This window comes from Jiangella gansuensis DSM 44835 (genome assembly GCF_000515395.1).
GTDB lineage: Bacteria > Actinomycetota > Actinomycetes > Jiangellales > Jiangellaceae > Jiangella > Jiangella gansuensis.
In genome coordinates this window covers 4,968,598-4,992,960 of record NZ_KI911782.1, presented here as the reverse complement: position 1 = coordinate 4,992,960, position 24,363 = coordinate 4,968,598, and the positions used below count along the sequence as shown (strand labels likewise).

At 71.2% G+C, this 24,363-nt stretch carries 26 protein-coding genes; 14 read left to right on the top strand and 12 right to left on the bottom strand.

All coding sequences use genetic code 11. The annotated features are described in order from the left end of the window. Window position 1: 1 nt before the first annotated feature. The 9 genes from JIAGA_RS0123605 to JIAGA_RS31950 are packed head-to-tail and all read right to left on the bottom strand — an operon-like array spanning window position 2 to window position 7,522. Window positions 2-877: a 1,4-dihydroxy-2-naphthoate polyprenyltransferase gene (locus tag JIAGA_RS0123605; protein ID WP_026877563.1), complete on the bottom strand. Its 876-nt coding sequence runs from the start codon at window positions 875-877 to the stop codon at window positions 2-4. Next, complete coding sequence (gene menE, locus JIAGA_RS0123600) at window positions 877-2,094, bottom strand: o-succinylbenzoate--CoA ligase (protein ID WP_084470017.1); 1,218 nt, start codon at window positions 2,092-2,094, stop codon at window positions 877-879. Before menE ends, JIAGA_RS0123605 begins: the two co-directional genes overlap by 1 nt. Next, window positions 1,980-2,417 carry a type II toxin-antitoxin system PemK/MazF family toxin gene (locus JIAGA_RS36270; RefSeq protein ID WP_157553456.1) on the bottom strand — a complete coding sequence of 146 codons (438 nt, stop codon included), beginning with the start codon at window positions 2,415-2,417 and terminating at the stop codon, window positions 1,980-1,982. Before JIAGA_RS36270 ends, menE begins: the two co-directional genes overlap by 115 nt. Before the next feature lie 6 nt (window positions 2,418-2,423). Next, window positions 2,424-3,341: a 1,4-dihydroxy-2-naphthoyl-CoA synthase gene (locus tag JIAGA_RS0123590; RefSeq protein ID WP_425402793.1), complete on the bottom strand. Its 918-nt coding sequence runs from the start codon at window positions 3,339-3,341 to the stop codon at window positions 2,424-2,426. 55 nt (window positions 3,342-3,396) lie between these two features. Then, window positions 3,397-4,317 (bottom strand): dihydrodipicolinate synthase family protein, encoded by a 921-nt coding sequence (locus JIAGA_RS0123585; RefSeq protein ID WP_026877560.1) that lies wholly within the window; start codon window positions 4,315-4,317, stop codon window positions 3,397-3,399. After that, on the bottom strand, window positions 4,314-5,078 hold the full coding sequence (locus tag JIAGA_RS0123580) for a creatininase family protein (RefSeq protein WP_026877559.1): 765 nt from the start codon (window positions 5,076-5,078) through the stop codon (window positions 4,314-4,316). The genes JIAGA_RS0123585 and JIAGA_RS0123580 overlap by 4 nt, the downstream gene beginning before the upstream one ends. Before the next feature lie 7 nt (window positions 5,079-5,085). After that, the gene (locus tag JIAGA_RS0123575) at window positions 5,086-5,490 is read right to left on the bottom strand and encodes a RidA family protein (RefSeq protein ID WP_026877558.1); all 405 of its coding nucleotides are present in this window, start codon (window positions 5,488-5,490) and stop codon (window positions 5,086-5,088) included. Then, window positions 5,487-6,635 carry a mandelate racemase/muconate lactonizing enzyme family protein gene (locus JIAGA_RS0123570; protein ID WP_051426442.1) on the bottom strand — a complete coding sequence of 383 codons (1,149 nt, stop codon included), beginning with the start codon at window positions 6,633-6,635 and terminating at the stop codon, window positions 5,487-5,489. Before JIAGA_RS0123570 ends, JIAGA_RS0123575 begins: the two co-directional genes overlap by 4 nt. Continuing rightward, window positions 6,632-7,522: an SDR family NAD(P)-dependent oxidoreductase gene (locus tag JIAGA_RS31950; RefSeq protein WP_051426441.1), complete on the bottom strand. Its 891-nt coding sequence runs from the start codon at window positions 7,520-7,522 to the stop codon at window positions 6,632-6,634. Before JIAGA_RS31950 ends, JIAGA_RS0123570 begins: the two co-directional genes overlap by 4 nt. A gap of 228 nt (window positions 7,523-7,750) precedes the next feature. On the opposite strand from JIAGA_RS31950, the gene JIAGA_RS31945 reads away from it, so the two are divergent. The 6 genes from JIAGA_RS31945 (at window position 7,751) to menD (ending at window position 14,682) form a co-directional block, all read left to right on the top strand. Beyond that, window positions 7,751-9,055 carry an ABC transporter substrate-binding protein gene (locus JIAGA_RS31945; protein WP_051426440.1) on the top strand — a complete coding sequence of 435 codons (1,305 nt, stop codon included), beginning with the start codon at window positions 7,751-7,753 and terminating at the stop codon, window positions 9,053-9,055. Further along, a complete protein-coding gene (locus JIAGA_RS0123555; protein ID WP_035812904.1) occupies window positions 9,055-10,005 on the top strand; it encodes a carbohydrate ABC transporter permease in 951 nt (316 codons plus the stop codon). The genes JIAGA_RS31945 and JIAGA_RS0123555 overlap by 1 nt, the downstream gene beginning before the upstream one ends. Then, window positions 9,995-10,897 (top strand): carbohydrate ABC transporter permease, encoded by a 903-nt coding sequence (locus tag JIAGA_RS0123550; protein WP_026877555.1) that lies wholly within the window; start codon window positions 9,995-9,997, stop codon window positions 10,895-10,897. The genes JIAGA_RS0123555 and JIAGA_RS0123550 overlap by 11 nt, the downstream gene beginning before the upstream one ends. 64 nt (window positions 10,898-10,961) lie before the next feature. Continuing rightward, window positions 10,962-11,750, top strand: a complete 789-nt coding sequence (locus tag JIAGA_RS0123545; RefSeq protein WP_026877554.1) for an IclR family transcriptional regulator — start codon at window positions 10,962-10,964, stop codon at window positions 11,748-11,750. A 60-nt stretch (window positions 11,751-11,810) separates the two neighbouring features. Next, window positions 11,811-12,953, top strand: coding sequence for a hypothetical protein (locus JIAGA_RS0123540; protein ID WP_026877553.1), 1,143 nt, complete (start codon window positions 11,811-11,813; stop codon window positions 12,951-12,953). 52 nt (window positions 12,954-13,005) lie between these two features. Beyond that, on the top strand, window positions 13,006-14,682 hold the full coding sequence (gene menD, locus JIAGA_RS0123535) for a 2-succinyl-5-enolpyruvyl-6-hydroxy-3-cyclohexene-1-carboxylic-acid synthase (RefSeq protein WP_026877552.1): 1,677 nt from the start codon (window positions 13,006-13,008) through the stop codon (window positions 14,680-14,682). 27 nt (window positions 14,683-14,709) lie between these two features. Here the strand turns inward: menD and JIAGA_RS0123530 are convergent, their stop codons facing one another. From JIAGA_RS0123530 to JIAGA_RS0123520, 3 genes are all read right to left on the bottom strand, one after another. Further along, complete coding sequence (locus JIAGA_RS0123530) at window positions 14,710-15,102, bottom strand: type II toxin-antitoxin system VapC family toxin (RefSeq protein ID WP_026877551.1); 393 nt, start codon at window positions 15,100-15,102, stop codon at window positions 14,710-14,712. Next, on the bottom strand, window positions 15,099-15,371 hold the full coding sequence (locus JIAGA_RS0123525; protein WP_026877550.1) for a type II toxin-antitoxin system Phd/YefM family antitoxin: 273 nt from the start codon (window positions 15,369-15,371) through the stop codon (window positions 15,099-15,101). The genes JIAGA_RS0123530 and JIAGA_RS0123525 overlap by 4 nt, the downstream gene beginning before the upstream one ends. 67 nt (window positions 15,372-15,438) lie before the next feature. Next, window positions 15,439-16,668 (bottom strand): isochorismate synthase, encoded by a 1,230-nt coding sequence (locus JIAGA_RS0123520; protein WP_051426439.1) that lies wholly within the window; start codon window positions 16,666-16,668, stop codon window positions 15,439-15,441. Window positions 16,669-16,756: 88 nt separating this feature from the next. Here JIAGA_RS0123520 and JIAGA_RS0123515 point away from each other — a divergent pair, with 88 nt between their 5' ends. The 8 genes from JIAGA_RS0123515 (at window position 16,757) to JIAGA_RS0123480 (ending at window position 24,353) form a co-directional block, all read left to right on the top strand. Next, a complete protein-coding gene (locus JIAGA_RS0123515) occupies window positions 16,757-17,449 on the top strand; it encodes a demethylmenaquinone methyltransferase (RefSeq protein ID WP_026877548.1) in 693 nt (230 codons plus the stop codon). A 22-nt stretch (window positions 17,450-17,471) separates the two neighbouring features. After that, complete coding sequence (locus tag JIAGA_RS0123510) at window positions 17,472-18,263, top strand: DUF1707 SHOCT-like domain-containing protein (RefSeq protein ID WP_026877547.1); 792 nt, start codon at window positions 17,472-17,474, stop codon at window positions 18,261-18,263. After that, window positions 18,260-19,162: a DUF1707 SHOCT-like domain-containing protein gene (locus JIAGA_RS33460; RefSeq protein ID WP_051426438.1), complete on the top strand. Its 903-nt coding sequence runs from the start codon at window positions 18,260-18,262 to the stop codon at window positions 19,160-19,162. Before JIAGA_RS0123510 ends, JIAGA_RS33460 begins: the two co-directional genes overlap by 4 nt. A 509-nt stretch (window positions 19,163-19,671) precedes the next feature. Then, window positions 19,672-20,997, top strand: a complete 1,326-nt coding sequence (locus JIAGA_RS0123500; protein ID WP_035812902.1) for a geranylgeranyl reductase family protein — start codon at window positions 19,672-19,674, stop codon at window positions 20,995-20,997. 82 nt (window positions 20,998-21,079) lie between these two features. Continuing rightward, the gene (locus JIAGA_RS0123495; protein WP_026877545.1) at window positions 21,080-21,439 is read left to right on the top strand and encodes an NADH-quinone oxidoreductase subunit A; all 360 of its coding nucleotides are present in this window, start codon (window positions 21,080-21,082) and stop codon (window positions 21,437-21,439) included. A gap of 12 nt (window positions 21,440-21,451) precedes the next feature. Continuing rightward, complete coding sequence (locus JIAGA_RS0123490) at window positions 21,452-22,006, top strand: NuoB/complex I 20 kDa subunit family protein (RefSeq protein ID WP_026877544.1); 555 nt, start codon at window positions 21,452-21,454, stop codon at window positions 22,004-22,006. A 281-nt stretch (window positions 22,007-22,287) separates the two neighbouring features. After that, window positions 22,288-22,989, top strand: coding sequence for an NADH-quinone oxidoreductase subunit C (locus tag JIAGA_RS31935; RefSeq protein WP_051426728.1), 702 nt, complete (start codon window positions 22,288-22,290; stop codon window positions 22,987-22,989). Beyond that, on the top strand, window positions 22,989-24,353 hold the full coding sequence (locus JIAGA_RS0123480) for an NADH-quinone oxidoreductase subunit D (RefSeq protein ID WP_084470009.1): 1,365 nt from the start codon (window positions 22,989-22,991) through the stop codon (window positions 24,351-24,353). Before JIAGA_RS31935 ends, JIAGA_RS0123480 begins: the two co-directional genes overlap by 1 nt. Window positions 24,354-24,363: the final 10 nt, after the last annotated feature.

Sequence of the window (24,363 nt, the reverse complement as noted above, 5' to 3'; positions counted from 1 at the left end):
GTCAGCTGACGGTCAGACCCACCGTCAGGAGGATCGCGAAGACCAGCTCGGTCATGCCGGTCCGGCGTAGTGCCGGAATCAGCGCGGTACCCGTGGCCTTGCCGAGGACGGGGCGAGCGGTCGCGGCGGCCAGTGGGGCGCACAGCAGGGCCAGTGCGCTCCACGGCTGCCCGGCCGCGGCCAGGCCCGCCACAATGGCGAACGGAACCGCCATCAGCAGGGCGTACAACATCCGGCTGCGCTGCTCGCCGAGAATGACCGCGAGGGTCCGCTTGCCGCTGACGACGTCGGTGTGCACGTCGCGGATGTTGTTGACCAGCAGCAGCGCGCAGGCCAGGCAGCCGACGGCCACCGCGGAGACCAGCGCTGTCGCGGTGATCCGATCGGCCTGCACATAGGTGGTGCCCGCGACGGCCACCAGCCCGAAGAAGAGGAACACCGAGATCTCACCGAACCCGCGGTAGCCGTACGGGCTGCGGCCTCCGGTGTAGTACCAGGCGGCGCCGATGGCCAGGGCGCCGACGGCGAACAGCCACCAGTGTCCGGACCAGGCGATCAGGACCGCTCCGAACACACCTGCCGCGAGGAAGCTGCCCAGGGCCGCGGTCTTGACGCGTGCGGGCGTGGCCGACCCGGACCCGACCAGCCGGAACGGCCCGACGCGGTTGTCGTCGGTGCCGCGGACCCCGTCGGAGTAGTCGTTGGCGTAGTTCACGCCGACCTGCAGTGCCAGGGCGACGGCCAGCGCCAGCAGGGCGCGTCCGAGGTGTGCGGACTCCGCGGCCGCGGCCGCGCCCGTCCCGACGAGCACCGGCGCCACCGCGGCCGGCAGGGTGCGCGGGCGGGCGCCCTCGACCCACTGGCCCACCGTCGCCATCAGCGGCTCGTCCCCGGCTCGGTGAGGCCCAGCTGCGAGGCCAGGCCACGGCGGTCGGTCTTGCCGCCGGGGAGGGTGGGCAACGCGTCGAGCACGACCAGCTCCTTGGGTGCGTAGGCGACGGGAGAGCTCCGGCGCACGTGCGCCCGGATGGAGTCGAGGTCCGGCGGCTGATCCGCGGACACCGGCACGACAGCGACGACGATGCGCTCGCCCCACTGCTCGTCGTCGGCGGCGACGGTGAGCGCCTCGGCCACCTGCGGGTGCGAGGCGACCAGGGCGTCGACGGCTGCCAGGGGGACGTTGACCCCGCCGGACACGGCGACGTCGTCGGCCCGGCCGATGACCTCGAGGCTGCCGTCCGGCCGCAGCGACCCGAGGTCGGAGGTGGTGAACCAGCCGTCGGCGAACGCCTCCGCGAGGTCCGGCCGCAGCCGGTAGCCACTGGCCAGTATGGGGCCGGCGAGCCGGATGCGGCCGTCGTCGGCGACGGCCACCTTGACGTCCTCGAGGGGGACGCCGTCGTACACGCAGCCGCCGCAGGTCTCGGTCATGCCGTAGGTGGTGACGACCTGGACCCCGGCGGCGCGGGCACGTGCGAGGACGTCGTCGCCGGCCCGGGCGCCGCCCACGAGGACGGCGTCGTAACCCGCCAGCGCCTGCGTGGGTGCGCCGCCGGCGTCGAGCAGCGCGGCCAGCTGGCGCGGCACCAGCGCGGTGTAGCGCCGCGAGGTGCCGGCGAACAGCTGGATACTGGCGGCGGCGAACAGCTCCGGGTCGAAGCCGCCGGTGAGATCGACCGCTACCGGTTCGGTGCCGGCCACCACCGACCGGGCCAGCACCATGAGCCCGGCGATGTGAGTGGCCGGCAAAGCCAGCAGCCACCGGCCGGGGCCGCCCAGCCGCTCGTGGGTGGCCTCGGCGGATGCCCGGACTGCGGCGGCGGTGAGCAGGGCGCCCTTGGGCCGGCCGGTGGACCCGGATGTCGGCACGACCAGCGCGACGTCGTCCTCGGCCGGGCGGGCCGGGCGCAGTTCCGCCAGCAGCGCGTCCCGGACCGCCGGGGGTGCCGTCGGGAGCGGGAGCAGCGGTGGGCCGTCGGTCAGGGCCGCGGCGACCGCGGGCAGCAACCGGGGCACCACGGCCGGCCGGAGCGGGACCTCGACCGTGGCCAGGGCGCGGGTGGGGGGCCGGTTGGTCGAAGGGGTCGTCTGCATCGCACGTTCAGCCTAGAGGAGCGGAGATTCAGAGCCTCAGGTGGATTCGGAGGGCCGCATCGAGTTGGGCCAGCAGCGGTGCCGGCCGGGAGGCAGACCTGGAACGTGTGGACCTGGTGGACGCTGCCGGTGACGGGCGCGACGGTGACGACCCCGTGACGCAACCGTTCGGTTGTGCGGTTCAGCGCGTCGTTGCTGACGATGACCGCGGGGCGGGTCTTGTCCGGCTCCGAGCCGGTGACCGGTTCCAGCCGCACCCAGTAGACGTCGCCCCGGGATCCTGCCGTGAGTAGGAACGGGTCTACTACTCGAGGTGAGATCATTGGTGCTCAGTAGTACCACGGGAAGCGCGACCAGTCCGCCTCGCGCTTCTCCAGGAACGCGTCGCGGCCCTCGACCGCCTCGTCGGTCATGTAGGCGAGCCGGGTCGCCTCGCCGGCGAAGACCTGTTGGCCGACCATGCCGTCGTCGATGGCGTTGAAGGCGTACTTCAGCATCCGCTGGGCAGTCGGGCTCTTGCCGTTGATCTTCGCCGCCCAGGCGAGCGCGACGGTCTCCAGGTCCGCGTGCGGGACCACGGCGTTGACCATGCCCATGCGATGCGCGTCGGCGGCGCTGTACTCGTCACCGAGGAAGAAGACCTCGCGGGCGAACTTCTGACCCACCTGCCGGGCGAGGTAGGCCGAGCCGTACCCGCCGTCGAACGAGCCGACGTCGGCGTCGGTCTGCTTGAAGCGGGCGTGTTCGGCGCTGGCGAGGGTGAGGTCGCAGACGACGTGCAGGCTGTGCCCGCCGCCGGCGGCCCAGCCCGGGACGACCGCGATGACGACCTTCGGCATGAACCGGATCAGCCGCTGGACCTCGAGGATGTGCAGCCGTCCGGCGCGGGCGGGATCGACGGTCTCGACGGAGTCGCCGCTGGCGTATTGGTAACCGGTCCGGCCTCTGATGCGCTGGTCGCCGCCGGAGCAGAACGCCCATCCGCCGTCCTTCGGTGACGGCCCGTTGCCGGTGAGCAGGACGCAGCCGACGTCCGGGGTCATGCGGGCGTGGTCCAGGGCCCGGTACAGCTCGTCGACGGTGTGCGGGCGGAACGCGTTGCGTACCTCCGGCCGGTCGAAGGCGATCCGGACGGTGCCCTGGTCGTGGCCCGCGGCGACCTGCCGGTGGTACGTGATGTCGGTGAAGTCGAAGCCCTCTACCGGGCGCCAGTGAGCGGGGTCGAACGGTTGGGTCGTCACGTGGATCACGCTAATGCCGCGGCGCTGCGGCCGGCAGCACCGGGTGGCGTCGCCGGGACCGTCAGCGGGTCACCGGCGGCAGCAGGTCGCCGAACTCGTCGAGGAAGCGTTCCACCAGGGCGGACTCGTACGCGTCGAGCGGGCGGTACGGCGCACGGCACACGTCGTGGTCGATCAGCCCGCGGCGTTGCGAGATCGTCTTTTCCGCCTGGATGACCAGCTCCACGTCCTGCATCCACGAGGCGAGGTACGGGAGCATCCGGGTGTGCAAGGCGAGCGCCGCGTCGGTGTCGCCGGCCGACCAGAGGTCCCAGATCCGCACGTACAGCTCCACGAACGAGCAGCCGGGTTGGACGCCGGCGGTCCCGCGCCGCAGCGCGTCGGGCAACTGGACTCCCGCGTAGCCGACGAGGCAGGGAATCGGCGGGTCGCCGTCGCCCAGCGCGGTGATGACCGGACCCGGCGGTACCGCTTCCACCTTGACGAAGCGCAGGTTCGGGTGCCGGCCGGCGAGGTCGCGGATGCTCCGCGGGCTCAGGACGGTGCCGGTCTGGGCCGGGGCGTACTGCAGGACGACGGGTGTCGACGGCACGGCGTCGAGGACCGCCTCGACGTGTGCGAGCACCTGCGCGCCTGGCGGCGACAGGAAGTGCGGCGGCAGCAGGTTGATCGCGTCCGCGCCGGCGCCGACGGCGGCTCGGGCGCGGCGGACCGCGATCGCGGTGGCGTGGTCGGGCACCGACACGATCGCGGCGGCCTCGCGCCCGGCCGTGCGTTCCAGCAGGATGCCGGTGAGCCGGTCGCGTTCGGCGTCGTCGAGCTTGTGGAACTCCGACGCGAATCCGGGGAACATCACCGCCGTGACCCCGGTGCCGAGGACGTGGTCGACCACGCGGGCGAAGCCGGCCTCGTCCACCTCACCAGCGATGGTGAACGGAACCTCGAGCACCGGGGCGACGCCGCCGATGCGGCCGGGCGTCATCGCGGTCCCGCCCGCAGGGAGCGGACCAGGCCGACCAGCCGGTCCGACACGACCTCGCTGATCCGGGCGCCCTTCTCGGCCGTGGCCGCGCGGGGGTCGCCGAACACGCCGGTCGGTGACACGTCCGCGAACCGCCGGTACGCGATGGCGGGCGCACCGCGCAGCATGTCCGCGACGTCCCAGCTGTAGGCGCTGGTGTTCGCCCGGGCCGGGATGGCCGACGTGTCGACCAGCGGCGCGGCGAACGACAGCAGCAGCGACGTCTCCAGCTCGCAGGCGTGTCCGACGCCGCCCGGGCCGGTGGTGCTCAGCTCCAACAGGGCATCCGCGGCCACCTGCCACCAGGTGGTCCGCACGATGGTGCGGTCGGGCCAGCGGTGACCGAGGTGTTCCAGCGCCACTTGGCCGATGCCCTCGTTGCCGCCGTGCGCGTTGAGGAGGAGCAGGTTCGACATGCCCAGCTCCAGCGCGGAACCGGCGGTCTCGACGATCTGGCGCAGCAGGGTCTCGTGGCTCAGCGACAGCGTGCCCGGGAAGTCGTCGTGGTGGCGCGAGTAGCCCACCGAGATGGTCGGCAGGATCAGCACCTCGTCGCCCAGCCGGCGGTCGAGCTCCCGGCAGAAGTGGTCGACGATCATGCGGTCGGTGGCCAGCGGCAGGTGCGGCCCGTGCTGCTCGACGGCGCCCAGCGGCAGCACGACCGGCACCGCCTGCTCGACGGCACCGAGCCGCGCGGAGGTCAGGTGTTCCCAGTACGTCATCGGCGCCTCACGGAGCGACGGCCCACATCTCCACCTCGACGAGCAGTCCGTCCAGCAGCGCCGCGCCCACGACGGTGCGTACTGGACGCGGTTCGGGCAGGTAGGTCTCGTAGACGGCGTTGAACCGCTGCCATTGTGAGAGGTCGGTCAGGTAGCCGGTGACCTTGACGACGTCGGCGAACGTGCAGCCCGCGGTGGCCAGCTGCCGGCGGCAGTTCTCCAGGGTCGCGTGGGTCTGCTCCTCGATGTCCCGGCCGGTCACCGACCCGTCGGGGGCGATAGCGGCCTGCCCGGAGATGACCACGAGCCGGTCCGTGTGGATCACCAGCACCGGCGAATAGGGCCCGGCCGTGGCGTGCTGACCGGCACCGGCCGGTAGCTCCTTGCGCGGGCGGGGGTCGGATCTGCTCATCGGGCCAGGTACTCCTTGTCGACGGTGCGGAACTCCAGCCGCGCCGCCTCGTCGAGGCTGACGCCCAGGCCGGGTCCTTCGGGCAGGTACGCGTACGGCGGTTCGATGCGCAGCGGTTCGCGCAGCAGGTCGTGCGAGCGGATCAGCCGGCCGAAGACGTCGCTGGGCTCCACGCAGGTGCGGGCCGCGGCGCAGGAGTGCAGGTAGGCCGCTTCCGCGATGCCGAGATCCACCTGTGACCCGTGCCAGGTCGTCAGGTTGAACACGTCCGCCACGTGGTCGAGACGGCGGAAGTCGTTCAGGCCCGCGGTGAGGTTCAGCATGTCCGCGCTGCCCCGGCGTAGGACGGCGACCAGTTCGCTGCCGCGGTGGGCGAACTGCGGGTGCGCCAGAGAGAGGTGCCGGGCCAGCGGGATCGGCAGCGCACGGCGCAGCTCGACCCAGTCGTCCACGGCCCAGTGCGGGATCGGGTCCTCCAGGCAGGCGACGTTGCCGATCTCGGCCAGCGCCAGTCCGATGGCACGGGCGTCGGCGAGCCGCTCGAACCGGCCGTTGGGGTCGAGCACCACGGACATTCCCGGCGCGTGCTCGGCGATGGCCGCGCACCACGCCACGACGTCGTCGTCGAGCGAGCACTTCAGTTTCACGTTCGTGAAGCCGGCCGCGGCGAACGGGCGGACCACGTCACCGATCTCGGCCACCTCGCGGTGGCTCGACCAGGCGCTGACCGCTACCCGGTCGCGCAGCGGACCACCGAGGAGGTCGACGACCCGCAGCCCGGCCGAGCGCGCATAGACGTCCCACAGCGCCATCTCGAAGCCGTCGAACTCGTGCGTGCGTGCGACCGGTGGTTCCTGCAGGCTGATCGTCCGGACGTCCCGCCCGACGAGGCCGGCGGCGACGGCGTCGACGACGTCCCAATCGTGTCCCCGGTAGAGCTCACCCAGCCCGACAGTTCCGTCGTGTAGCTCCAGTTCGAGGATCACCTTGGGCATCCGGTCGAACTGCACGGACCAGCTGGCCGCGCCCTTCCACGGCAGGTTGTGCAGTGGCCGGTCGATGGACGGCGAGTCCACGGCGCCCGGCCGGGCCGGCACGACCACCTCGGTGGCGCGGATGCGTTCGATGCGCGTGGGCGTCGTCATGGAGTGCCGCCCGTGGACTGCTCCCGGGCGGCTCGGGCGAACCGTTGCCCGTCGGCGTGGATGCGGGCGGTCATGTCGCCGTTGTAGAGCAGCGCGGTGAGCCCGGCGTCGACGGTGAGCACCTGGCCGGTGATGCACCGGCTGCGTTCGGAGAGCAGGAACGCGGCCGCCCACCCGCAGTCGATCGGCTCGATGACCCGGTGCAGGGCCTGCTCGCCACGGGTGTGGGCGTCGCGCCAGGACGTCGTGTGCACCGGATGCTCCGGCGGTGCGAGTGAACGGTCGGCGGGGACGTAGCCGGGGGCGATGGCGTTGCAGCGCACCCCAGCCGGGCCGAGGTCGACGGCCAGGCCGCGGGTCAGCCCCTCGACCCCGGCCTTGGCGGCTGCGTAGACGCCGAACCGGCCGATGGTCTTGGCCGCGTGGACCGACGAGATGTTGACGATGGCGCCGGTGCCGCCGCGGGCCACGACCGTGCGGGCGAAGGCTCGGCTGGTCAGCCAGACCCCGCGGAAGTCGGTGTCGACCACTCGGTCGAACTGCTCGTCTGTGACCTCGGTCATGGGCTCGGCCAGGCCGATGCCGGCGTTGTTGACCAGGCCGGTCAGCGGACCGCATCGCTCGGTGGCCTCGGCGATCAGCCGATCGGCGTCGTCGGGCCGGGAGACGTCGCCGACCACCCCGACGGCTCCGGGATACCGCGCGACGGTGGCGCGCACGTCGTCGTCGGTCAGGCCGTTGACGACGAGCTGGGCGCCGGCCGCGTGCAGGGCCTGGCACAGGCCGGAGGCGATGGCCGGACCGGTCCCGCCGGTGACGAGCACCGTGTGGCCGGCGAGGTCGCCGGGCGCTGGAGCGGGTGGCGCGGGTGGTGCGGTGTGGTTCACGAGCGACCTCGATCCGTTCTGATCCCTGGCCGTCCCACTTGTCAGGACAGCGAACCACTTTAGCGTTACGACAGCTGTCGTCAACGTTGTGGCATCGGGGTGAACAGGCCGAAAACTCCAGAAAGACGCTGTTGACAGTGTTCTGCCGCAGCCCCTAGCGTGCCGATCAGACAACAAAATGGTCTACTGTCCCGCTCTTCAGGACACGACGAAGGGAATCTCGTGCCGATGCGATACCGAGTCCGCCGCGAGGGCCGGGTTGCGCTCGCGTTCGCGCTGATGTTGGTCACGGCCACGGCTGCCTGCGGCTCCGATGATTCGGCGGCCGGTTCCTCGGACGAGCTGACCTACTGGTCGATGTGGCAGGAGAAGGAGCCGCAGGCCCAGGTGATCGCACAGGCCATCGAGGCGTTCGAGCAGGACACCGGCATCACCGTGAACGTCGAGTGGCAGGGCCGCGACAACATCACCAAGCTGCTGGCGGCCCTGCGCGGCGGCGACGTGCCCGACCTCATCGACCAGCAGTACTTCACGATCAGCAACGCCATCGTCGGCAACGACCAGTTCACGCCGCTCGGCGACGTCTACGACATGGAGATCCCCGGCGAGGACCTCACCGTCGCCGACGCGCTCACCGACAAGTACGACATGTTCACCACCGCCGACGACGGCGAACGCTTCCTGGTGCCGTACGAGGTGATCGGCTACACGGTCTGGTACGACGCGACGGCGCTGCCGGACGTCGCGGCGAACCCGCCGGCCACCTGGGACGACTTCACGGCGTTGCTGGCCGACGCCAAGGCCGCCGGACGCAGCGGCATCGCCCTGGACGCCGACATCGCCGGATACGCGGAGTACTGGACGTCCACGGCCCTGGTCCGCGCGCTCGGCCCGGGCGGATTCAACGAACTGGTGTCGGACGAGGAGGCCGCCGGCTGGGACACCCCCGAGGTACGTGAGGCGCTCACAGCCATCGAGCAGCTGGCCGCGGGGGCGCACTTCATCCCCGGCTACGACAGCAGCAAGTTCCCCGCCGTCCAGACGCAGTGGGCCCAGGGTGACGCCGACTTCCTCTACATGGGCAGCTGGGCACCCACGGAGACCGGCGAGTTCGCGGCGCCGGAGTTCGAGTACCGGTCGTTCAACTTCCCGACGCTGGGCAGCGACGACTCCCTGCCGGCCAGTGTCATCGGATTCGCGATCCCCGGCCCGGCAGACGGCGCCGACGCCGCCTCCGAGTTCATCGCCTACTTCCTCAACAAGGACCGGCTCTCCCCGATCTCCACCGATGCCGCGAACCTCACCCCGCGGGCGGACATCGACGTACCGCCGCAGCTGGCCGACGTCAACGAGCTGCTGCAGAGCAAGAGCCTCAGCAAGATCACCGACGGTGTGCTCGGCGACCACTCCGACTTCGACACCAAGATCTTTCAGCCGCTGAACCTCGAGCTCATGACCGGCCGGGTGTCGGTGGACGAGTTCATCGAGCAGATCGCCGCCCAGCAGCGCGACTACTGGGAGAACCAGGGCTGATGGCCCTGGCATTCCGGAACGGGACGGACACCCGCCGGCATGACGGCGCCGGCGGGATGTCCGCCTTCGAGCGCGCCCGCCGGCGGCTGTACCTCCCGTTCGTCATCCCCGCACTGCTGCTGCACCTGGCGTTCGTCATCGGGCCGACGGTGGCGGCGCTGTGGATCAGCTTCCACCGCTGGGACGGCGTGTCCCCGATGGAGTGGACGGGCCTGGACAACTACACGGCGCTGCTGAAGGACTCGACATTCCGCACCGCCCTGGTGAACACGCTGGTGATCCTGGTCGTGGCCGGGCTGGCGATCTTCGTCATCAGCTTCGCGCTCACCATGGTGGTGCGGGAGATGCGGTGGAAGTCCTTCGTCCGGTCCGTGCTGTTCTTCCCGCACATCGTGTCGGCCATCGTGCTGTCGATCGTGTGGGGCTTCATCTTCCAGCACAACGGCGCCGTCAACACGATCCTGGACCGGCTCTTCGGCACCGAGCCGATCCCGTGGCTGAACGCCGACAACCTCTTCATCATGATTCTCGTCGGCACGGTCTGGCTCTCGACCGGCCTGTACGTCACCATCATCATGGCCGGCGTCGACCGCATCCCGCCGTACTTCTACGACGACGCCCTCCTGGCCGGGGCGAGTGCCGTGCAGCGGCTGCGCTACGTCACGCTGCCGCTGTCCTGGGACGTCATCTCGGTGGCGGCCATCTACTGGACCATCAGCTCGCTCAAGATCTTCGAGTTCATCTACGCCTTCGGCGGGACCACCAATGACCTGCCGCCGCCCGGCGTCTGGAACTCCGCGCTGTTCGTGTACGGCGAGTCGTTCGGCGGCCGCAGCCCGTCATACCTGTTCGGCTACGCCTCGGCGTCCGCGATTCTCATGCTGGTGCTGTTCGCGTTCCTCGTCGTCGGCCTCCGGCGCATGATGCGGAGGGATCCCATTGAGTTCTGAGACCAGCGTGCTCACGAGGGATCGCGGCGCCGCCCCCGAGCCGGCTCCGCGCCGCCGGACCGCGCGGCCCGAGCCCGGCCGCGCCGCCGGCAGGGTTCTGGTGTGGGGCTTCGTCGCGTTCAACATCCTGATCTTCCTGTTCCTGATCGTGTCGTCGGTCAAGACGACGCCGGACATCTTCTCCGCCCCCTGGGGGATCCCGACCGCGCTGCACCTGGAGAACTGGTCCAACGCCTGGAACGAGAGCGGGTTCGCCCGGGCGACCGTGAACACCGTCGTGCTGGCGGTGGCGGGGTCGATCAGCACGCTGGTCGTGTCGGCGCCGGCCGCCTACGTCCTCAGCCGGGTCCGGCACCGCTCGGCGGGTCCGCTGAGCCTGTTCTTCGCGCTCGGGCTGGGCATCCCCGCGCAGGTCACCGTCATCCCGCTGTTCGAGATGCTGTCCAGGGTCGGCCTCGTCAACAGCCTGTTCGGGTTGTTCATCCTGTACACCGCCACCCACGTGCCGTTCACGGTCTTCCTGCTGACCGGCTTCATGCGGTCGCTGCCGGGTGAGATCGAGGAAGCTGCGGCCATCGACGGCGCGTCCGCGCTGCGGTCCTTCGTCCAGGTGATGCTTCCGCTGGCGCGTTCGGGCATGGTGACGGTGCTGATCCTGAACGCCATCTCGATGTGGAACGAGACCCTGCTGGGCATCGTCTTCCTGCAGAGCGTGGACAACTACACGCTGTCGCTGGCGGTGCTGAACTTCCTGTCGAGCATGCAGTTCTCCGGTGCCGACTACGGCGGCCTGTTCGCCGGGGTGTGCATCCTCGTGCTGCCCATGCTCGCGCTCTACGTGTGGCTGGGCCGCCGGATCGTCGAGGGCATCACCCTCGGAGCGGGGAAGTGACCGGCGACGGCCGCACCCGCGGACGCGATGGGATACTCGACACACCTGGTGGGGAGGGGGTCGCGTGAACGAGTCGGTCCGTAAGGCGGCGGACGTCCTGTCCGCCCTCGCGGACGCCGGCCGCGACATGAGCGCCCGCGAGATCAGCGTGCTCACCGACGTGCCGAAGAGCACCGCGCAGCGCCTGCTGCAGTCCCTCGAGGACAGCGGCCTGGTGCGGCAGGACCAGGCCACCCGCCGCTACGGCCTCGGCCCGCGCACGCTGACCCTCGGCATGGCCTACCGCGAGCGCATCGACGTGCGGGCGCAGGCCATGCCGTACATGGCCCGGCTGCGCGATGAACTCGACGAGACCATCGCGCTGGCGGTACGCGCGGGGTCAGCCCGCATCTACGTCGAACAGCTCGAGGCCCGGTCCGGGCTCAAGGTGAAAGCCGAGCTCGGCCGGCCGTATCCGCTCTGGGCGGGCGCGTCCGGCCGTATCCTGCTGGCCGGCCTGACCCGCGACGAGGTCATCAGGTTCGCGGCGGACGTGGGTGAGGCGGCGTTCACCCACGTCGACCCGCCGACGCTGAACGGCCTGCTGGCGCGGCTGGAGCGGATCCACGAGCAGGGCTACGAGTGGGCGTTCGAAGAGACCATGCGCGGCGTTCACACCGTCGCCGCACCGATCCGGGTGTCGCTGTCGGAGATGGCGGTGCTCAGCGTCTCCGGGCCGTCCACGCGGTTCAACGAGAACCTCATGGAGGCCGCCACCGGGCCGCTGATGGAGGCCGCCCGGGAGATCTCGTCGTCCATGGGCTACCCGCATCCGCCACAAGGGTGGAACGAACAGCAGGCGTCAGCCGTCTGATCGGACATGAGTCCGCGGGGCCGTCGCCGGCGAACGTCTGTGATCATGGAAGATAGAGGCATGAAGTACCGCGTGACTGCCGGAGCCGGCGTGGTGGCACTTGCCGGTGCCGCCGTGTTCGCCATCGTCGGAGCCACCAATGGTGGCGACGACGCGTCGACGGACGGCTCCGGCGGTGCCGAGGACGCGGTCGTCCAGGTCGCCGCCTCGCCTGCCGAGGAACAGGTGGCCGGCCCCATCGCCGCCGAGCCCGATGCCGACCCGCCGGCCGGCCCGTTGACCCTGACCGCTCCGGCCGAGGTCCGCCCGAACAGCTCGGTGCGCTTCGGTGTCACGTGGACCACCTCCGACGGCGACCCGGTCAGCGGCGAGGTCGACCTACAGCGCATCGAGGGCAACTCCTGGGCGACTGTGACGTCCGTGCCGGTCGACAGCGGCGCCGGCAACGTCGACGTGCAGGTCCCGGCGTCGGGTGTCTACCGCCTCGCATACGGCGGGGGCCCGGAGCTCGACGCGGTGACGTCCGGCGAGGTCGTCGTCACCGCGGGTGCGCCGATGCCTTCGCGCATCACCGCCACCGCCGAGGCCGGCGAAGACGGCGAGGTCTCCGTCACGGCGGCATGGACCACTGAGGGCGGTGTGCCGATCGTGGGCGGGCTGGAGTTGCAGCAGGCTGACGGCGACGACTGGGCGTCGCTGACCAACGCCGTCACCGGCGCCGAGGGCACCGCGGTCGCCCAGGCCGACGCGGAGGAGACCGCACGGTTCCGCTTCAGCTACGCCGGCGGCAGCCGCTTCGGCGCGGTGATCAGCGACGAGGCCCTGGCACTCGGCGACGATGTCCGCACCATCCCGGTCGAGCAGTGCGACGACTCCGTCGACATCGACAACCTCGCCAACGGCGTCGGCTGCCACTACACGCCGGTGTCGTCCGGCAACTTCGTCGTCGCACACGACTACCTGGGCAACGCGTGGTGGAACTCCCTGCCGGTGAACACCTACGTCGAGCTGGAGGGCGAGTTCGCCGGGCTGTACGAGGTGGTCGACCGCGTCATCGGCCAGGGCCGCGGCGCCGCGCTCGGCCCGGCGTCCGACTGGACCTGCGGCGACTCCTGCGACGTCATCCTGCAGACGTGCCAGGGCAGCAACACCGGTTTCACCTGGCTGCGCCGAGTGGCCGACGAGGAGACGCCGGCCACGTGACGGCCGCGGCCAGACGACGAGTCCGCCGGGTGCACAGGGCAGAATCGACGGCGTGAACCCTTCGACCGCGGCGGCCCGGGCACTGGTGGCCGAGTTGGTCCGCCGGGGCGTCCGCCATTCGGTGCTGGCGCCCGGCTCCCGCAGCGCACCGCTGGCGCATGCTCTCGCCGACGCCGCCGGCCGCGGCGAACTGCGGCTGCACGTGCGCATCGATGAGCGGGTAGCCGCCTTCACAGCGCTCGGACTGGCCCGGGGGAGCGGCCCGGTCGCGGTGGTCACCACGTCCGGCACCGCGGTGGCCAGCCTGCACCCGGCGGTCCTCGAAGCCGCGCACGGCGGGGTTCCCCTGCTGCTGCTCACCGCCGACCGTCCGCACGAGGTCCGCGGCACCGGCGCCAACCAGACCACCGACCAGGTGCGGATCTTCGGGACCGCGGTGCGGTTCTTCGCCGATGTCCCGGCGCCGTTCGGGCGGCCCGGCGAGGCAGCCGACCTGCGCAACCTGGTAGCCCGCGCGCTGGCCGCCGCCGACGGCGTCCGCTCCGGCGACCCCGGGCCGGCGCACCTGAACCTCGCCTTCCGCGAGCCGCTCGTCCCCGACCTGGACTCCGGCGCCGACAGCGGCAGCGAGTCCCCGGTCGAGGTCACGGGAGCGGTCCGCGTCGACCCGCTGGCCGCCGTGGAGCCGGTGCTGCTGGACGACGGGCCCCGCACCGTCGTCGTCGCCGGCGATCGCGCCGGAGCCGCGGCCCGCGAGTTCGCCGAGGCCGCCGGCCACCCCATGCTGGCCGAACCGTCGTCGGGTGCCCGGGCCGGTGCCTGCGCCATCGGCCCGTACCGGCTGCTGGTGCCGCGCCCGGACCTCGGCGGCCGCATCGAACGGGCTGTGGTGTTCGGCCACCCGACCCTGTCCCGGCCGGTCAGCGCGCTGCTGGCACGAAGCGACGTCGAGATCGTGGTGGTGGCCGGCCGCGGCCCCGAATGGCCCGACGCCGGCCGCCGCGCCGCCCGCGTCGTATCGTCCGTGCACGCCGGCGGCCCCAGCCGGCACGGCGACTGGCTGTCCGCCTGGCAGCAGGCCGGCAAGGCCGCCCAACAGGCCGTCGACGACGTCGCCGCCGCCGGTCCGCTCACCGGCCCGGCCGTGGCGGCAGCGGTCTGGGCGGCACGGCAGCCGGGGGAGTACCTGATGACGGGCTCGTCCAACCCGGTCCGCGACCTCGACCTCGCCGCCGCGCCGTCCCCGGCCGGCGCCGACGACGGGTCCGTGCTGGCCAACCGGGGGCTCGCCGGCATCGACGGCACGCTCTCGACAGCCACCGGAGTCGCCCTGGCCACCGGGCGCCCCACCCGCGCGCTCGTCGGCGACCTCACCTTCCTGCACGACGCCGGCGGCCTCCTCCTCGGCCCGCTGGAGGAACAGCCCGACCTGCAGGTCGTCGTCGTCAACGACGACGGCGGCGGCATCTTCGCCCTGCTCGAACACGGCGAACCCGCCCACGCGGCCCGCTTCGAGCGCGTCTTCGGCACCCCGCACGGCGCCGACCTGGCGGCGTTGTGTGCCGGCTACGGCGTGCCGCACCGCCGGGCGAGCGACCTGGACTCGCTGCGCGCCGCGCTGGCCTCGCCGCCGGCCGGACGCAGCGTCGTCGAAGTGCCGGTCGACCGGGCCGCCCTGCGCGACCTGCACGCACGCATCCGAGCCGCCGTCGACGCCGCGCTGTCCTGACCCGGTCCGTGGCCGCCCGCCGGGGGTTCAGACCGGACTGGTGACGGACAAACCGGCCGCTGACGCGGCGGAGAGGAGTTCCTTGTCGTAGGCGACGACGCGGTCGGCTCCGAGGCGGAGCGCGGCAGCGAGATGAATCGCATCGCCTGATCGCAGCCCACCGGGAAGGGCAGCCGCTGTCAGCAGATCGCTGCGTTCGATGTCGACCAGGTCGATCGTGGACAGCACGTCCGCGACAACGTCACGAGGGACCTGCTCGGGCCGGCGCGATGCGGCCCGATGGAGCTCGACGTGCAGGAGCAGGGACGACACCAGCGTGTTGTCGTGTCGTTGAGTTTCGAGGTGGCGCGCCGCAGCCGCGGATTCGTCTTCCTCCACGACCAGCTTCATCGCCGCCGACGTGTCGACGTAGATGATCACCGATCGCCGCGCAGGTCGGCGATGATGTCCGCGGTCGATTCGCTGCTGCGCCGCCGCGGCAGCTGCGTGAGGTCCACGGAACGACCCTGCTCCGCGAGCCTGACCTTTCCGGCCGCGACAAGACGCTCGTAAGCGGATCCAGACACCGGCATCAGCACGGCCACGGGCTCACCCCGATTGGTCACCTCGATCACTTCGCCCGCTTTGACCTCCCGGAGCACCTCGCCGCTCAGGTTTCGGAGTTCGCGGTGGCTGATCGTTCGCGTCATGAGCACCTCCAGGCCGCCCTGCTCCAAGCGTAGCGCAAGTAGCACCTCCCGCCCGCGGCTGCCGGGTTCAGACGGACAGGGCGTCGCGCATGGGGACGAGTTTCGCGGCGCTCTCGGCCAGCTCGGCGGCGGGGTCCGAGCCGGCGACGATGCCGCAGCCGGCGAACAGCCGCAGCCGGGCGGGGTTGTGGGGGTCGAGCTCCGCGCAGCGCAGGGCGATGCCCCACTCGCCGTCGCCCTCGCCGTCCATCCAGCCGACCGGGCCCGCGTAACGCGCCCGGTCCAGCCCTTCGATCTCGCGGATGAGTTCCCGGGCGGCGTCGGTGGGGGTGCCGCCGACGGCGGCCGACGGGTGCAGTGCGGCCGCCAGTGCCAGCGACGAGGCGGCGTCGTCGGTGACGCCGGCCAGGTCGGTGGCCAGGTGCATGACATTGGGCAGGTGCAGCACGAACGGCGTCTCCGGCACGTTCATGCTGGAACAGAACGGCGTCAGCGCCTCGGCGACGGAGCGGACGGCGTATTCGTGCTCCTCGAGGTCCTTGCTGGAGCGGGCCAGCGACGCCGCCAGGGCGAGGTCGCGGGCGTCGTCGCCGGTCCGGCGGATGGTGCCGGCCAGGATGCGCGACGTGACCAGGCCGCGTTCGCGCCGCACCAGCAACTCCGGCGTGGCGCCGATGAGGCCGTCGACGCTGAACGTCCAGCAGCGCGGGTAGCGCTCGGCCAGCCGCTGGACCGGCCAGCGCCGGTCGATCGGATCCGCGCCTTCGGCGATCAGGTCGCGGGCCAGCACGACCTTCTCCAGGTCCCCGGCGGTGATGCGCCGCACCGCCTCGGCGACGATGGTCTCCCACTCCGCACCGCTGCGTGTGCCGTCGGAGTAGGTGATGTCGTGGGGGCGCCGGGGCGCGCTCACCGCGGGCAGGTCGGGCAGGCCGGGCAGGTTGCCCGACACGCTCACGGTGGTCACCCACCAGCGCCCGGCGCGGTGCCCGACGACCATCTCCGGCAGCACCAGCGACGACTCACCCGGCACGTCCTCGAAGGCGAACGAGCCGAACGCCACCGGGCCGGTGCCGGGAAGCCGTACCTCGTCGCGGACCACCGCGGTGGCGACCATGCGCCGCCACCAGCGGTCGGCGGCACCGAACCGGTTGGCCCCGACGGTGTCGAAGCGGGCCGCCTCGCCCCAGCCGACGACGCCCTCGCCGCGCCGGATCCAGGCCATGGGTGCGCCGTCTTCAGGCAGCAGCTTCAGCAACGGCCCGGGATCGCCGACCTCGATGGTGCGCACGACCATCGGTGCGGCGGCGGGGAGTGTCGTCACGAACACCAAGCGTACGGCCGCACGCGCCAACCCGTCGCCGCGCGGTCTACAGTTGTCGGTTGTGACCCGCGCCTCCCTGGACAAGCAGCCGCACGAGGTCGCGGCGATGTTCGACGACGTCGCCGAGCGCTACGACCTGACCAACGACGTCCTCTCGCTGGGGCAGGACCGCGCCTGGCGCCGGGAGGTGGTCCGTGCCATCGGCGCGAAGCCGGGCGAACGGGTGCTCGATCTCGCCGCCGGCACGGGCACCTCCAGCGCTCCGTTCCGCGACCGTGGCGCCCACGTCGTCCCGTGCGACTTCTCGCTGGGCATGCTGCGGACCGGTAAGCGCACCCATCCGGCGCTGCCGTTCGTGGCCGGCGACGCAACCCGGCTTCCGTTCGCCGACGATGCCTTCGACGCCGTCACCATGTCGTTCGGGCTGCGCAACGTCCACGACACCGAGACGGCGCTGGGCGAGATGCTGCGGGTCACCCGGCCCGGGGGCCGCGTCGTCGTCTGCGAGTTCAGCCACCCGACGTGGGCGCCGTTCCGCACCGTCTACGTCGAATACCTGATGCGGGCGCTGCCGGCGGTGGCCCGGCGGGTGTCGAGCAGCCCGGACGCCTATGTCTACCTCGCCGAGTCCATCCGGGACTGGCCCGACCAGCGCGGCCTGGCCGCCCGGATGCACCGCGCCGGCTGGTCCCAGGTGCGCTGGCGCGACCTCAGCGGCGGCGTCGTGGCACTGCACCACGCGGTGCGGCCCTGACGGCTCGCTACGATCCGACGCCATGGGGGGACACCAGGGCCGGCGACCCGGCGACGCCGACCGGGAGCGCTTCACCCGGGTGCTCGAAGCCGCCCGGGCCGAGGGCCGCATCGACGACGCCGAGCTCTCCCGGCGCTTCTTCACGGTCCGCTACGCGCAGTCCATGGGCGAGCTGGACGCCGTCGTCGACGACCTTCCAGGCGCGCCGAGCGGCCGCAACGGGCGGTCGCCGGCGGCACTGATCGTCGTGGGCGTCGTCGTCCTGGTTGTCGGTCTGCTCGGCGCCGCCGTGCTGCTGGCGGGTGGCGACAGCGGGCGGAGCGCCTCGGACGACGCCGCGGTCCCGGCCGATGACGCGACGGTGAACATGTTCGCCCCCGGCGCGCTGGAATCGCTGATGGGCCGGCTCCAGAAGCAGGGCGCGACAGCCTACGAGAGCATCACCGTCTTCGCCGACCGCGCCGATGCCTACACCCAGGTCGCGCCGAACGCGCCGCAGTACGACAGGTACACCTACGACGGCGGCGGACTCGGCGAGAGTGAGCCGTACGGCGAGGTGTCCGGCGACGACCTCGGTTCGTTCTTCACCATCGAGGAGTTCGACCCCGCCGTGGTGGCGTCGATCGCGGAGCAGGCCGACGACGTGGCCGGCCTCGCCGGGCGAGGCGTCTCGCACGTGATCATCGACCGAGACAGCGTGCACGGCATCGTCGTCATCCGGGCGTACGTCGAGGGCGACGCGTACGGCTCCGGCCCGATGCTGGTGTGGGACGGCACCGGCCAGCACCTGCTCGACGACGGGAGCGACGAGTGAGCCGCCCGGACCGCAAGTGGCGGCCGTCCGACGCCGACCGCGAGCGCTACGCCACCGCCGTCTCGCAGGCGTTCGCCGAGGGCCGGATCGACGCCACCGACATGGAGTCGCGCACCGCGCAGGTGTACAAGGCGACGAGCATCGCCGATCTGGACGCCCTGGTCGAGGACATGCCCGCCCCGGCGCCACCCGCCGCGCCGCCCGGTGCACATGCCGGGCCGGCTGGTGCGCGGCGCTCGCCGCAGCGCACGTCTGGGGTCGTCGCCGGCGGGCTGGTCGGTCTCATGGCGATCGCCGGCTTCGTCCTGGCCGGAATCCTGAACGCCGGCGACGGATCCGGAGCCGACGACCTCGCGCAGCCGGTGGTGGAGGAGGCGCCGGCGCCGGTGGACCCCGCCGACCTACCGCCGATCGCCACCGAGCAGGTAGAGCTGTTCGACGCCGAGAATCTCCAGCAGATGATTGACACCCTGGCCGCGGGTGGTGTCACGCATCTGCACCAGATGTACCTCCGAAACGACAGCGCCGAGTTCCAGGTGCGTGCGGCCACCGAGGTCCGCGCCATCGACGAGTTCGACTACGTCGCTGGCCGGATGATGACACCGGAGCCGGTACGCGCCCTGGGCGACACCGAAGTGGACGAGGACGTCTTCCTGCCGTTGCCGGCGCTGACCGCGGACGCGCTGTGGCGCGTCATCGAGGGCTCACCTGCCGCGGCCGAGGCGCCGGGCGCCGACGTGGACTTCGTGGTGCTCCGGCACCGGAGCACGTTCGACGTGGTCGACGGCGAGCTCGTGGAGACCGCCGGTTTCATCCTCGACGTGTACCTCGACGACACCGCGGACACCAGCTACCTCACCTGGGACCTGGCCGGCGAGACCGTCCTCGACCTGCACTGAGAGGCCGCGGGAACGGCTGACCGGGCCGCGGGCGGAACGATCAGCTGACCGATCGCGCCGAACTGCCGTGCCGAGGTCACTTGATCGTTTCGTGTCCACATGCTGGCGACGATCAGGCGACGAATACCGCGGCCGCCAGGTGCGGTCGTCACCTGATCGTCGGCACGCAACCGATCAGGTGACACATCGACGATCAGGTGGACATCCGCGACACCCTGCGGCGCCGCGATGAGTACCGCCGACGCCGCGCCGGCGAATGGGAACGGGGTGGGCGCTCTGACCTGGCGGGGTGTAGCGGCACCCGGTGCGCAGGCCGTTTCGCGCGAGAGATGAGCTGTCGAATTACGCAACGCTAGTGATGCATAAATCTGCAGGTCAGGCCGGGTGACCCCGGTCGAAACCCGTAGGGGACAACCCCTACACTTGGGTCGAGTGTGCGCTCGTGAACGAATTCACGAGCCGCGCACCGTGAATCGGACAGGACGCACGACGTAACCGAGGATCCTTCGATGAGCCAGCGCAGTGGTCGCGTGCGACCGGGCGCCCCGAGCCGGACCGCCGGCGAGGCCGACGTCATCGTCGTCGGCGCCGGGCCGGCCGGTTCCACCACGGCTTACTACCTCGCCCGCGCCGGTCTCGACGTCCTGTTGCTGGAGAAGGCGTCCTTCCCGCGCGACAAGGTGTGTGGCGACGGCCTGACCCCCCGGGCGGTTCGGCAGCTGGTCCGCATGGGCATCGACACCAGTGCGCCTGGCTGGATCCGCAACAGGGGCCTGCGCATCATCGGCGGCGGCATGCGCCTGCACCTGCCGTGGCCGGAGCTGGCCAGCTACCCGGACTACGGGCTGGTGCGCACCCGCACCGACTTCGACGAACTGCTGGCCCGGCATGCCGCCGGCGCCGGGGCCCGCCTGCACGAGCGCACCAACGTCACCGGCCCGGTGCTCGACGAGCGCACCGGCGACATCATCGGTGTCGTCGCGAAGCCGCTGGACGAGCGCGGCCGCGCGGCCGGCGAGGCCGTCACGTACCGCGCGCCGCTGGTGGTGGCCGCGGACGGAACGTCGTCGCGGATCTCCACCGCCATGGGCATTCACAAGCGCGACGACCGGCCGATGGCCGTCGCCGTCCGCACCTACTACAAGACGCCGCGGCACGACGACGACTGGATGGAGTCGTGGCTGGAGCTGTGGGCCGACAACCCGAACGGTGGCCGGGATCTGCTCCCCGGCTACGGCTGGATCTTCGGCGCCGGCAACGGCACCAGCAACGTCGGCCTCGGCATCACCAACACCTCCAAGGCGTTCGGGCGCGTCGACTACAAGGACATGCTGCGCCGCTGGGCGGCGCAGACGCCGCCGGAGTGGGGCTTCACCGAGGAGAACCAGGTCGGTGACATCCGCAGCGCGGCGTTGCCGATGGGATTCAACCGGCAGCCCCACTACAGTCGGGGCCTGCTCCTGGTCGGCGACGCCGGCGGGATGGTCAATCCCTTCAACGGCGAAGGCATCGACTACGCGATGGAGGCCGCCAACCTGGCTGCCACCGTCATCGCCGATGCGCTGTCCCGGGATGCCGCCGGGCGGGAGCGGGCGCTGCAGAGCTATCCTGCCGCGCTGAAGCATGAACACGGTGGCTACTTCACCCTCGGCCGCATCTTCGTCAGATTGATCGGTGATCCGCGGATCATGAGAATCGCCCGGAACCACGGCCTGCCCCGGCCGCGGCTGATGAAGTTCACGCTGAAGCTGCTGGCCAACCTGACCGACCACCGCGATGGTGACGCCTACGACCGCGTCATCAACGCCCTGACCCGACTGGCCCCGGCCGCATGACGCCGAGCCGCACGATGACCTGCACGACGACGAGGGAGGCGAGCGTGACCGAGCACGGCGCAGCGCGAGGAAGGGGTGACGCATGAACTCCTACGTCCCGGTCCTCGGCCTGATCGCGATCGCGGCGGTCTTCGCGGTCGGTTCGGTCGCCTTCTCGGTGGTCGCCGGCCCGAAGCGGTTCAACCGGGCCCGGCTGGACTCCTACGAGTGCGGCATCCAGCCCACGCCGCAGCCCGTCGGCGGCGGCCGGTTCCCGGTCAAGTACTACCTGACCGCGATGACTTTCATCATCTTCGACATCGAGATCATCTTCCTGTACCCGTGGGCGGTGCGGTTCGACTACCTCGGTGTCTGGGGCTTCTTCACGATGCTCACCTTCATCTTCCTGATCACCGTGCCGTTCATCTACGAGTGGCGGCGCGGCGGGCTGGACTGGGACTAGCAGAGGCGAATCATGGGTGTTGAAGAGAAGCTTCCGTCCGGCGTGCTGCTGAGCACGATGGAGAACCTGATCGGGTACCTGCGCAAGGGCTCGGTCTGGCCGGCGACGTTCGGGCTGGCCTGCTGCGCCATCGAGATGATGGCGTTCGGCGGTCCCCGGCACGACTCCGCCCGGTTCGGCATGGAGGTGTTCCGTGCCTCGCCGCGGCAGGCCGACCTGATGATCGTGGCCGGCCGGGTCAGCCAGAAGATGGCACCGGTGCTGCGCCAGATCTACGACCAGATGGCCAACCCGAAGTGGGTGCTGTCGATGGGCGTGTGCGCCAGCTCCGGCGGCATGTTCAACAACTACGCCATCGTGCAGGGCGTCGACCACGTCGTCCCCGTCGACGTTTACCTGCCCGGCTGCCCGCCGCGGCCGGAGATGCTCATCGACGCCATCCTCAAGCTGCACGAGCAGATCCAGCACACCAAGCTCGGTGCGCACCGGGTCGCGGCCGACGCCGAGGCCGAGCAGCAGGCGCTCGCCGCTCCGGCCACGCACGAGATGAAGGGCCTGCTGCGGTGAGTGACAGCGAGAAGCGCGACGACGCGGCCGACAGCGCCGGCGACGCTCAGGGCATGACCGGCGGCGCCCAGAACCCGGAGGAGGTCGAGAAGGCCTCCCGGACCCGGGCCGAGACCAGCCCCGTCGACCAGCCGGGCGAGGCGGCCGAGCCCGGCGGCGGTCCCGACCAGCCGTCCAAGGAAGAGGTCACCACTGGCGGCGACGCCGTCGCCGGGGAGGAGACGCAGTCGACGGAGGACCACGCCGAACGTGAGGGCGGCGAGGCAGAGGCCGACGAGGCGCTGCCCGCTGAGCCGGAAGGCCCGGTGCTGCCCCCGGAACACCCGTCCCGGCGCGGCATGTTCGGCGCCTACGGCGGTTCCGGCGACACCTCCGGCTACGGCCGGCTGGTGGTCCGCGACACCAACCCGATCCGCGGTGAGTCGACCCCGCGGCCGTGGGCCGACCACCTCGAGCAGATCGGCGACGACGTCAGCGCGGCCCTGGCCGCGGTGGACAGCAGCGACGACGAGGCGTTCGAGAAGGTCGTGGCCGACCGCGGCCAGCTCACGTTCTTCGTGCGGCGCGAGAAGCTCGCGGAGGTGGCCCGGATGTTCCGCGACGACCCCGGGCTGCGGTTCGAGATGTGCGTCGGCCTCAACGGGGTGCACTACCCGGAGGAGACCGACCGCGAGCTGCACGTCGTCTACCAACTGCTCTCCATCACCCACAACCGGCGGGTCAACCTCGAGGTGGTCTGCCCCGACGCCGACCCGCACATCCCCTCGGTCGTCTCCACGTACCCGTCGGCAAACTGGCACGAGCGGGAGACGTACGACTTCTTCGGGGTCATCTTCGACGGCCACCCGGCGCTGACCCGTATCGAGATGCCGGACGACTGGCCCGGTCACCCGCAGCGCAAGGACTACCCGCTCGGCGGGATCCCGGTCGAGTACAAGGGCGCGACCATCGCACCGCCGGACGAGCGGAGGGCGTACAACTGATGAGCAACTTCCAGGACGTGACCTTCACCCCTGCTGCGGACGACGCTGCTGATCCTTATGCCGGGGTCCGCGAGACCACCGAGGGCCCGGTCTACACCGTCACCGGGCAGGACTGGGACGACGTCGTCGGCGCCGCGGCGGCCGGCGAGGAACGCATCGTCGTCAACATGGGCCCGCAGCACCCGTCCACGCACGGCGTGCTCCGGCTGATCCTCGAGCTCGACGGCGAGACCGTCACCGAGGCCCGGTGCGGCATCGGCTACCTGCACACCGGCATCGAGAAGAACATGGAGTACCGGACGTGGACCCAGGGGGTCACGTTCGTGACCCGCATGGACTACCTGTCCCCGTTCTTCAACGAGGCCGCCTACGTGCTGGGTGTCGAGAAGCTGCTCGGCATCACCGACGACATCCCGGAGCGGGCCAACGTCATCCGGGTCATGATGATGGAGCTCAACCGCATCTCCTCGCACCTGGTGTGCATCGCCACCGGTGGTATGGAGATGGGCGCGCTGACGGTCATGACCAACGGCTTCCGTGAGCGCGAGCGCACGCTGGACCTGTTCGAGCTGATCAGCGGCCTGCGCATGAACTCCGCCTACATCCGTCCCGGAGGCGTCGCGCAGGACCTTCCACCGGGCGCCGTCGAGAGCGTGCGCGAGTACCTGCGCTGGATGTGGGACCACATCGGCGAGTACGAGGCGTTCTGCAACGAGAACCCGATCTTCAAGGGCCGCACTGTCGGCAACGGGTACCTCGACCTGGCCGGCTGCATGGCGCTGGGCATCAGCGGCCCGGTGCTGCGTTCCACCGGCCTGCCGTGGGACCTGCGCAAGTCGCAGCCCTACTGCGGCTACGAGAACTACGAGTTCGAGGTGCCCACGTGGGACACCTGCGACTCCTACGGCCGCTTCCGCATCCGGGTCGAGGAGATGAAGGAGTCGCTGAAGATCGTCGAGCAGTGCCTGGACCGGCTGGAACCGGGACCGGTGATGGTCGGCGACAAGAAGATCGCGTGGCCGGCTCAGCTGGCCATCGGCAGCGACGGCATGGGCAACTCCCTCGACCACATCCGGCACATCATGGGCGAGTCGATGGAGGCGCTGATCCACCACTTCAAGCTGGTCACCGAGGGCTTCCGGGTCCCGGCCGGCGAGGTGTACATGCCCATCGAGTCGCCGCGCGGCGAGCTCGGTGCCCACGTCGTGTCCGACGGAGGCACCCGGCCGTGGCGCACGCACTTCCGCGACCCGTCGTTCAACAACCTGCAGGCCGTGCCCGCCATGTGCGAGGGGTCGATGGTCGCCGATGTCATCGTCGCCGTCGCGAGCATCGACCCGGTGATGGGTGGATGTGACAGATGAGCGGCGAAAG

Excerpts from the sequence above, each read along its gene's own strand:
- JIAGA_RS0123575 (WP_026877558.1), bottom strand. The coding sequence starts at position 5,490 with ATGAGCAGATCCGACCCCCGCCCGCGCAAGGAGCTACCGGCCGGTGCC.
- JIAGA_RS0123490 (WP_026877544.1), top strand. The coding sequence starts at position 21,452 with ATGGGTGTTGAAGAGAAGCTTCCGTCCGGCGTGCTGCTGAGCACGATG.
- JIAGA_RS0123585 (WP_026877560.1), bottom strand. The coding sequence starts at position 4,317 with ATGACGCCCGGCCGCATCGGCGGCGTCGCCCCGGTGCTCGAGGTTCCG.
- JIAGA_RS0123570 (WP_051426442.1), bottom strand. The coding sequence starts at position 6,635 with ATGACGACGCCCACGCGCATCGAACGCATCCGCGCCACCGAGGTGGTC.
- JIAGA_RS0123510 (WP_026877547.1), top strand. The coding sequence starts at position 17,472 with ATGGGGGGACACCAGGGCCGGCGACCCGGCGACGCCGACCGGGAGCGC.
- JIAGA_RS0123495 (WP_026877545.1), top strand. The coding sequence starts at position 21,080 with ATGAACTCCTACGTCCCGGTCCTCGGCCTGATCGCGATCGCGGCGGTC.
- JIAGA_RS0123500 (WP_035812902.1), top strand. The coding sequence starts at position 19,672 with ATGAGCCAGCGCAGTGGTCGCGTGCGACCGGGCGCCCCGAGCCGGACC.
- JIAGA_RS0123555 (WP_035812904.1), top strand. The coding sequence starts at position 9,055 with ATGGCCCTGGCATTCCGGAACGGGACGGACACCCGCCGGCATGACGGC.
- JIAGA_RS0123480 (WP_084470009.1), top strand. The coding sequence starts at position 22,989 with ATGAGCAACTTCCAGGACGTGACCTTCACCCCTGCTGCGGACGACGCT.
- JIAGA_RS36270 (WP_157553456.1), bottom strand. The coding sequence starts at position 2,417 with ATGATCTCACCTCGAGTAGTAGACCCGTTCCTACTCACGGCAGGATCC.
- JIAGA_RS31945 (WP_051426440.1), top strand. The coding sequence starts at position 7,751 with ATGCGATACCGAGTCCGCCGCGAGGGCCGGGTTGCGCTCGCGTTCGCG.
- JIAGA_RS0123580 (WP_026877559.1), bottom strand. The coding sequence starts at position 5,078 with ATGACGTACTGGGAACACCTGACCTCCGCGCGGCTCGGTGCCGTCGAG.
- JIAGA_RS0123520 (WP_051426439.1), bottom strand. The coding sequence starts at position 16,668 with ATGGTCGTGCGCACCATCGAGGTCGGCGATCCCGGGCCGTTGCTGAAG.
- JIAGA_RS0123540 (WP_026877553.1), top strand. The coding sequence starts at position 11,811 with ATGAAGTACCGCGTGACTGCCGGAGCCGGCGTGGTGGCACTTGCCGGT.
- JIAGA_RS0123525 (WP_026877550.1), bottom strand. The coding sequence starts at position 15,371 with ATGACGCGAACGATCAGCCACCGCGAACTCCGAAACCTGAGCGGCGAG.
- JIAGA_RS0123605 (WP_026877563.1), bottom strand. The coding sequence starts at position 877 with ATGGCGACGGTGGGCCAGTGGGTCGAGGGCGCCCGCCCGCGCACCCTG.
- menE (WP_084470017.1), bottom strand. The coding sequence starts at position 2,094 with ATGCAGACGACCCCTTCGACCAACCGGCCCCCCACCCGCGCCCTGGCC.